Annotated in this window: 8 protein-coding genes; all 8 read right to left on the reverse strand. The window is 65.9% G+C overall.

The window, feature by feature from the left end:
* Positions 1 to 121: 121 nt before the first annotated feature.
* The gene (locus B7O88_RS16520) at positions 122 to 895 is read right to left on the reverse strand and encodes an SDR family NAD(P)-dependent oxidoreductase (protein WP_088277689.1); all 774 of its coding nucleotides are present in this window, start codon (positions 893 to 895) and stop codon (positions 122 to 124) included.
* Positions 896 to 996: 101 nt separating this feature from the next.
* Positions 997 to 2,370 carry an ATP-binding protein gene (locus B7O88_RS16525; RefSeq protein ID WP_088277691.1) on the reverse strand — a complete coding sequence of 458 codons (1,374 nt, stop codon included), beginning with the start codon at positions 2,368 to 2,370 and terminating at the stop codon, positions 997 to 999.
* Positions 2,367 to 3,029 (reverse strand): response regulator, encoded by a 663-nt coding sequence (locus B7O88_RS16530; protein WP_088277693.1) that lies wholly within the window; start codon positions 3,027 to 3,029, stop codon positions 2,367 to 2,369. The genes B7O88_RS16525 and B7O88_RS16530 overlap by 4 nt, the downstream gene beginning before the upstream one ends.
* A 3-nt stretch (positions 3,030 to 3,032) precedes the next feature.
* Positions 3,033 to 3,662, reverse strand: coding sequence for a tetratricopeptide repeat protein (locus tag B7O88_RS16535; protein WP_088277695.1), 630 nt, complete (start codon positions 3,660 to 3,662; stop codon positions 3,033 to 3,035).
* Between the two features lie 2 nt (positions 3,663 to 3,664).
* Positions 3,665 to 4,471, reverse strand: coding sequence for an SDR family oxidoreductase (locus B7O88_RS16540; RefSeq protein ID WP_088277697.1), 807 nt, complete (start codon positions 4,469 to 4,471; stop codon positions 3,665 to 3,667).
* On the reverse strand, positions 4,455 to 5,138 hold the full coding sequence (locus B7O88_RS16545) for a TenA family transcriptional regulator (RefSeq protein ID WP_088277699.1): 684 nt from the start codon (positions 5,136 to 5,138) through the stop codon (positions 4,455 to 4,457). The genes B7O88_RS16540 and B7O88_RS16545 overlap by 17 nt, the downstream gene beginning before the upstream one ends.
* On the reverse strand, positions 5,135 to 6,595 hold the full coding sequence (locus B7O88_RS16550) for an AMP-binding protein (RefSeq protein ID WP_088277701.1): 1,461 nt from the start codon (positions 6,593 to 6,595) through the stop codon (positions 5,135 to 5,137). The genes B7O88_RS16545 and B7O88_RS16550 overlap by 4 nt, the downstream gene beginning before the upstream one ends.
* A complete protein-coding gene (locus B7O88_RS16555) occupies positions 6,582 to 7,268 on the reverse strand; it encodes a thermostable hemolysin (RefSeq protein ID WP_088277703.1) in 687 nt (228 codons plus the stop codon). The genes B7O88_RS16550 and B7O88_RS16555 overlap by 14 nt, the downstream gene beginning before the upstream one ends.
* Positions 7,269 to 7,422 lie beyond the last annotated feature (154 nt).

Here is a 7,422-nt window from a genome sequence, read left to right on the forward strand (position 1 = left end):
GGAGATTCCAGTGCGTCGTCAGGCCAGAAGATAGCGGTTTGCCGACCGCGCTGCCAGCGTCGCGCGCGCTCTGTGCCGGCACTTGTCAGGTGCCGGCAACGGGTACTGACGCGATCCCGTCTTACAGGCTGTTGTTCACATGACCGCCATCGACGTTGATGATGGTGCCGGTCATGAACGAACCGGCCTCGCTGGCGAGCAGCAGCAGCGGGCCATCGAGTTCGTCGAGCTGCCCCAGGCGGCCCATCGGCACCTTGCTGCGCACGTAGGTCTGGCCGTGCTCGGTATCGAAGTAGTCAGAATTCATTTCGGTGCGGAAGTAGCCGGGGGCAATGGCGTTGACGCGGATACCGTTCTTGGCCAGTTCCATCGCCATGGCCTTGGTCAGCTGCACAACGCCGGCCTTGGCGACCGCATAGTGGGCCAGCGCCTTGCCGACGCGCAGACCGAGAATCGAGGCAATGTTGATCACGCTGCCGCCCTGGCCGCTGCTGGCCATGGCCTTGCAGCCGCGGTGGGCGACGCGCCAGGCACCGTCCAGGTTGGTGTCGAGCATGCTGCGCCAGTTGCCTTCGTCCATGTCCAGGAAGGGCACCGGATCGCCAATGCCGGCGTTGTTGACCAGAATGTCGCACACGCCGAAGGCCTGCTCGGCGGCACTGAAGCCGGCGTCAACGCTGTCGGCGTCGGTCACATCCATGGTGACTGCCATTGCCTCAAAGCCCTGCTGCTTGAGCTCGTCCACCAGCGCGGACAGGCGATCGGCGCGGCGGGCAGCCAGCACGACACGGGCGCCGGCAGCGGCCAGTACGCGGGCGAAGTGGGCGCCGAGGCCACTGGAGGCGCCGGTAATCAGGGCAGTCTTGCCGGTCAGGTCGAAGCGCGAGGTGGTCATGGGTCGGATCTCCTGTTGTTATTGGCCATCTTGAACGCGCCCGAGTATCGGCCAACTTATCCCCTGATACCAGCGCAGGCTGCCCGGGTGATGACGCACGATCAGCCGGACACGGGTGTGCCGAGCGGGAAGCTGGCCTGCACCAGCAGGCCGCCGAGTGGACTGTCACCGAGCAACAGGCTGCCCTGGTGGCGCTCGATGATGCGTTGCACAATGGACAGACCCAGCCCCGCACCCTGGCTGTTGCCCTGGGTGTGAAAACGCTCCAGCAGACGCTCGCGGTCGGCGGGCGCCACGCCGCTGCCGCTGTCTTCGACCCGCAGCACCAATTGGTCGGACTGCTGCTGCAGGCTGATCAGAATCCGCCCGCCATCGGGGGCATGCTGGATGGCATTGCCGACCAGATTTTGCAGCAACATGCCGAGGCTGCCGGGCTCCATCTCCACCTCTTCCGGCAAGCTGCCGTCGCTGACCAGCTCCAGTTCCTGATCTCGCCGCAGAGCCAGCGGCAGCAGTTCGGCAACGGCGTCTCGGCAGCTTTGCAGCAGGGCGACGGGCACCCGCTGGCGCTGCTGGTCGTCTGCCAGCCGGGCCAGGGTCAGCATCTGTGAGATCAGCCTGGTAGCGCGCTCCACGCCCCGGCGAAGGTGCTGCAGGGCCTGGTCACGCTCGGCCGGCTCGCTGGCCTGCATGGCGTTTTCGGCGTGGATTTTCAGCACCGCCAGCGGCGTGCGCAGTTCATGCGCCGCGTCGGCAATAAAGCGCTGTTCGCGGGCCAGCAACTGGTGCAACTGCTCGAGCATGCGATTGAGCGCGGCCTGCACCGGTTCCAGCTCCTGCGGTAGATCGCTGAGTACGATCGGCTGCAGACTGTTGGGCTCGCGCAGGCGAATCAGGCGGGCCAGCTCGTCCAGCGGTTTCAAGCCAGAGCCAATGGCAAACCAGACCAGCAGTACCAGCAGCGGGATACCCAGCAGATCGGGTACCAGTGTCCCGCGCACGATCTTGTCGACCAGCTCGCCACGTACGTCGCTGCGCTCGCCGACCCAAACCGCCAGACCGCTGTCGGGTGACTCAAGCACATAGCTGCGCCACTGGTGCTTGGCCTGCTGCAGATCGGCAAAACCCGGCTGCCAGTCGGCGGCGGTCAGCGGCGGCACATTGAAGGAGCGGGCAATGACCCGGCCCTCGGCGTTACGCACCTGGAAGGCCAGCTTGCTTTCATAGCGGTGTCCGAGTTTGGGGGGCTCGCCGCTGGTTTCCAGCAGCGCCTGGGCCAGTTGTTCGGTCGGAATCTGACCCTGCGAGGCGCCGAGCAGGCCGATCAGAACCCGTGCGCTCTGGCCCAGCTGGGCGTCGAACAGCTCCTCTACCTCGTGGGTGGAGTCGTGGTGGCTGGCCCAGCCCATGATCAGGGTGCTGACCAGCAGCAGCCCCAGCACCCGCACCAGGATGCGCTTGCGGATGGATCTCATGCGTCGCGCTCGATCATGTAGCCGACCCCGCGCAGGGTGCGGATCAGGCCGCTGAACAGCTTGCGTCGCAGGTGGTGTATATGGACTTCCAGGGTGTTGCTGTCGATTTCCTCATTCCAGCCGTAGAGCGCCTGCTCCAGCCGATCACGGGTCAGTACCCGGTCCGGCTGGGCCATCAGTTCGTGCAGCAGGATGAACTCCTTGCGCGACAGATTGACGTTGCGGCCTTCGAAGCTGACCTGCTGGCTTTGCGGGTCGAGGGTGACGCCGCGCAGCTGGATCAACGGCTCGGCGCGCCCGGCGCTGCGCCGCAGCAGGGCGCGGATGCGGGCCTTCAGTTCGGCGCTGTCGAACGGCTTGATCAGGTAATCGTCGGCGCCGGCATCGAGCCCGGCGATGCGGTCCTGCACGCCGTCGCGGGCGGTCAGCACCAGTACCGGCACGGCCTGATGACGGTCACGCAAGGCGCGCAGCACCTGCAGACCGTCCATCCGCGGCAGGCCCAGATCCAGAATGGCCAGATCAAAGGGCTCGCTGCTCAGCGCGTGCAGTGCGCTGGCGCCGTCCTGCAGCCAGTCGAGTGTATAACCCTCGCCCTTGAGCGAGGTGAGAATGCCCTCGGCGAGGGAGCTATCGTCTTCAACCAGCAGCAGTCGCATGGGTTACCTGTTGGCGATTTTATCCAGTCGGGCGCGGATCTCGGCCTGGCGGCCCTGATCGGCTAGCGGGCGGTCCGGGCGCGGGGCAGCAGCCTGGGCCTTGAGCAGCGCGGCGCGGGCTTCAGCATAGCGCTTCTGGTCGATCAGGTAATCGCCCCAGAAGTAATTGCTGTCGATACCGTCCGGGTTCAGTGCCAGTGCCTGCTTCAGCAGCGCTTCGGCCTGCTCGTCATCGCCAAAGCCGATGGGCCAGCCCGGAACCTGGTAGTAGAGTGCGCCCAGACTGGTGTAGGCCGAGCCCTGCAGTGCCTGCGGGTCAACCTGCAGGGCGTGCTCGAACAGGCTCTTGGCCTCCTTGACCTTGCCCAGTGCGCCCAGGCCGCCGTCGGCGCCGGCCCAGCTGCTGAGAATGATGCCGCGCCAGATCAGCAGCGGAGCGTCATCAGGCTCCTGCGCCAGCGCCTGCTCGGCTTCGGCGGCCAGGGCTTCGAAGGCGTCTGCCTTCTGGTCTTCCGGCAGCTGGTACTGAATTTCCGCCCAGCGTTTCTGCAGCGGAGCGATATCGGCGGCAAGGATGTTCAGGCTGAAGCCGGCCAGCAGGCCGGCAACGAGATAACGAATCCAGATGGACATGATCAGTGCTCCCTGGTGTGGGTTGAGGGGGTGGCGTAGTGCTGGATGGTTGGCAGTTGGCGACGCAGGGCCTTGTCGACCAGCCGCGGCAGAATCCCGTTCAGGCGCACGAACAGGCGCTCGGGAAAGCCCAGATGTACCTCGCGCAGATCGGCATCCAGCGCCTGAACCAATCGCTCGGCGACCAGCTCGGGGCTGTCCATGTTGACCTGCAGTTCGGCGTTCATCGCCTCGACCGCCGCGTTATTCATCTCGGTACGGGTCGCCCGCGGCGCGAGGTAGAGCACGCCGACATTGGTATCGGCCAGCTCGCGGCGCAGCGCTTCGGAGAAGCCGCGCAGGGCGAACTTGGTCGCGCAGTAGACGCTGAAGCCGGGGTAGCCGATCGAGCCGAAGGTCGAGCCGATATTGACCACGCAGCTCTGCGGCTGGCTGCGCAGCAGCGGCAGCAGGCCGTGGGTGAGCTGCAGGGTGGCGGTCAGGTTGGTCTCGATCAGATCATTGATGGCCTGCTCCTGCATGTTCTCGAACAGGCCGAAGTGGTTGATGCCGGCGGCGTTGATCAGCAGGTTGATGTCTCCCATCTGCTGCGCCCGGCGCAGCACGCTGGCGCGGTCGGCCGGCTGACGCAAATCGGCCTGCAGACAGCTGACCTGGGACGGATTGCGCTCTACCAGTGCCTGCAGGGCCTTGTCTTGTCGGCCAACCACCAGCACCTGCGCCCCGCGTGCGCAGAGCGCGGCTACGATGGCGCGGCCCATGCCGCCGGTGGCGCCGGTCAGCAGTACACGACTAGCCGACAGCTGCATGGCGCACCTCCTCCTCGACCGAGCCCGGCAGGCTGCGGAACATGTCGGCATAGAGCCGGTAGATCACCTTGGCGGTGTGCAGCACGGCGGTGCGGTCTGCATCGTTGTCGATGCGGTTTACCAGTTGCTCGAAGAACTTCATGTGCTCCAGGTCCAGCGAGCCGTGCGAGGTCAGGTAGCTGAATGCCTGCGGCGGCAGGCCCAGGCCTTCCTTGAGGCTGCCGGCGGCCTGGGTGGCCAGCGCGATGCTGGTGCCTTCGAGCACGAACACCATGCCCAGCATGGACATCGGATTGAGCCGGTTGATACGGTCGTACATGGTGCTGACCATCAGTTCGGTGGCCAGTGCCGGGGTGCTGTGGCGGACCGCCTCGGCGTCACCACCGCAGGCGCGGATGTCGTTGAGAATCCACTCCTGATGGCCGATTTCCTCCTCGATGTACTCGGCCATGGCCTCGCGCACCCATTCGTGGTCGCTGTCCAGCCGGGCGCCGCAGGCCATCAGCAGCGGCACGGTGTGACGCACGTGATGGAAGGCCTGGGCCAGAAACGCGATGTAGCTGTGGCGTTGTACCTCGCCGCGCAGGGCGGCCTGGATCAGCGGTGAGCTGAACAGGTATTCGCGTTCGTTTACGGTTTCGCTTTGCAGTTGTTCAAAGAAAGTCATAGTGCAATGTCCTCGGTCAGCAGGCCCAGCAGGGCTGGACGGTAGTGTTCAATGATCTGCTCACGGCGCAGGCGCCCATTGCTGGTCAGCAGGCCGTTGTCTGGGGTGAAGGGTTCGCTGGCGGTCAACCAGGGGCCGATGCGGGCGTAGTCGGGCAGGCGACGGTTGGCCTGGGCGATCGCCTCTTCGATGTCGGTTACGCGGAAGGCCGGGCTGCGCGGCACGATCAGTGCCACGTTGACCGGCAGCGCCTCGCCGTACACCAGCACCTGGGCAATCGCCGGATGGGCGGCAACCTCGGCCTCGACCCATTCGGGATTGACGTTGCGGCCATAGGCGGTGATGAACTGGTTCTTCTTGCGGCCGAGAATGCTCAGGTAGCCATCCTCCAGCTTGCCGATATCACCGGTCGGCCACTCGTCGGCGGTCAGCGGCGGCTCGCCGAGATAGCCCAGCGCGCGGGCACCGCGGACCAAGATCTCGCCGTCATCGGCAAGGCGAATCTGTACATGCGGCAGCGGCTGGCCGACGGTGCCCGGGCGGTTGTAGCCCGGACGATTGAGGCAGACCACCGACGCGCATTCGGACAGGCCGTAGCCCTCGAACACCGGCAAACCGTGTCTGGCTGCCCGCTCCAGCAGTGAGGGTGCAACCCGTCCACCGCCGACCGCGATAAAGCGCAGGCTGCGCGGCAGTGGCGCTCCGGCGTCGGCGGCCTGCAGCAGACCCTGCAGCAGCTGCGGCACCAGAATCAGACTGTGCGGCTGGCTCTGGTTCAGCACCGTCAGCAGACGGGCCGGATTGATCTGTGCGCCCTGCAGGCCGGTGTCGGTCGGTACGCTGATGCTGGCGCCGTTGAGCAGTGCGGTGATGGCGCCCAGGTTATCCAGCAGCACGGCCAGCGGCAGCAGAATCAGGTGCTGCTGCGGATCAACCGGCGAGCAGGCCTCACGCAGGCTGTCGGCGACCTGCAGCATGGCCTCGGCAGACAGGCAGACGCCCTTGGGCGTGCCGGTGGTGCCGGAGGTAAAGGTGATCTTGGCGGTGCCGGCCGGGATGCCGACGCCCATCGGTGCCCGTTGCCAGCCCAGCGAAGTGGCGGCAAAGCCCTGTGCCAGCAGCTCGGCGCTGTCGTCGGCCATGCCGAGCACGGTGTCGACGCCGGCGCTGCGCAGCAGGTGCTCGCGCTGCTGATGGGTAAAGAACGGCGCAATCGGCACGCAGATCAGGCCGGCCTTGAGAATCGCCAGATCCCACAACAGCCACTCGCGACCGTTGGGCAGGGCCAGCGCCACGCAGCGGCAGCCGACCGCGCGCAGGTGCTCGGCCCGGCGCTGGATCTCGGCCGGCAAATCGGCGTAGCTGATGCTGCCCTGCTCGTCGCTCAGTGCGGGTTTGTTGGGGCGCTCGGCAGCGTGGCGTTCAAGGCTGTTCCAGAGCGTCTCAGGCGCAATCATGGGCAATCTCCAGGCCGGTTTGCAGGTAATCGGGTTGGTAGCGCATGCGCTCGAACAGGCCGCGGCGCTGCAGCTGGTTGAAGCCTTCGGGGATATAGCCGGCCATTACCCGTGGGCGGGTGGCGTAGTAGCTGCCCCACTCCAGGCGGGCTTCCCCCAGGCGCACCGGGTCGGCCGGGCCCAGATCAATCGGGCTCAGGGTCAGGCGCTGGAAGCTGTTGAGCAGCATCGGCGTCCCGGTGAAGACCACCCAGGTGTACCCGCTGGTCGCCAGATAGTGGGTCAGCGCGATGATCAGCAGGCGCCCGGCTCCGGGGGCCAGTGCGGCCAGGTTGCCGACTTCCACCACCTGCTCGCGGTTTACCGGCAGGTCGGTGTGCTGGCGAATGGCGTCGCACACCGGCTGATCCAGATAGTGTTCGAGAAACAGCGGGCCACTGGCGCCGCCGCGGATACCCACACCGGCCTGCAGCGTGCCCTGCTGGCAAAGGCCGAGCAGCTCCGGCATGAACTGGCGGACGTTGGCGCCGTAGGTGTCGGCAAAGCAATCGTGAACAAAGCTCTCCAGCCGCGACCGCAGCGTGCAGTCTGGGTGCTGGGGAGCGTGCAGCAGGGCGGCGTCATCGCCCAGGCGGGCGAGTTGTCGAGCCTGTGGAACCGGGGTCTGTGACATGGCCTTCCTCCTCATGTTGGGGAGGAGAATGGCGGGTGAATCTTAAGATCGGCTTAAGCGAATATTTTGCTGCGCGTTTTTGTTGGGTTTTGTGTGTGAGCGCCTTGTTTTCATCAGCACTCCCTGTGTTGGTCAGGTTCGCTTTTCGCCTTCG

Source organism: Halopseudomonas aestusnigri (assembly GCF_002197985.1).
Lineage (GTDB): Bacteria > Pseudomonadota > Gammaproteobacteria > Pseudomonadales > Pseudomonadaceae > Halopseudomonas > Halopseudomonas aestusnigri.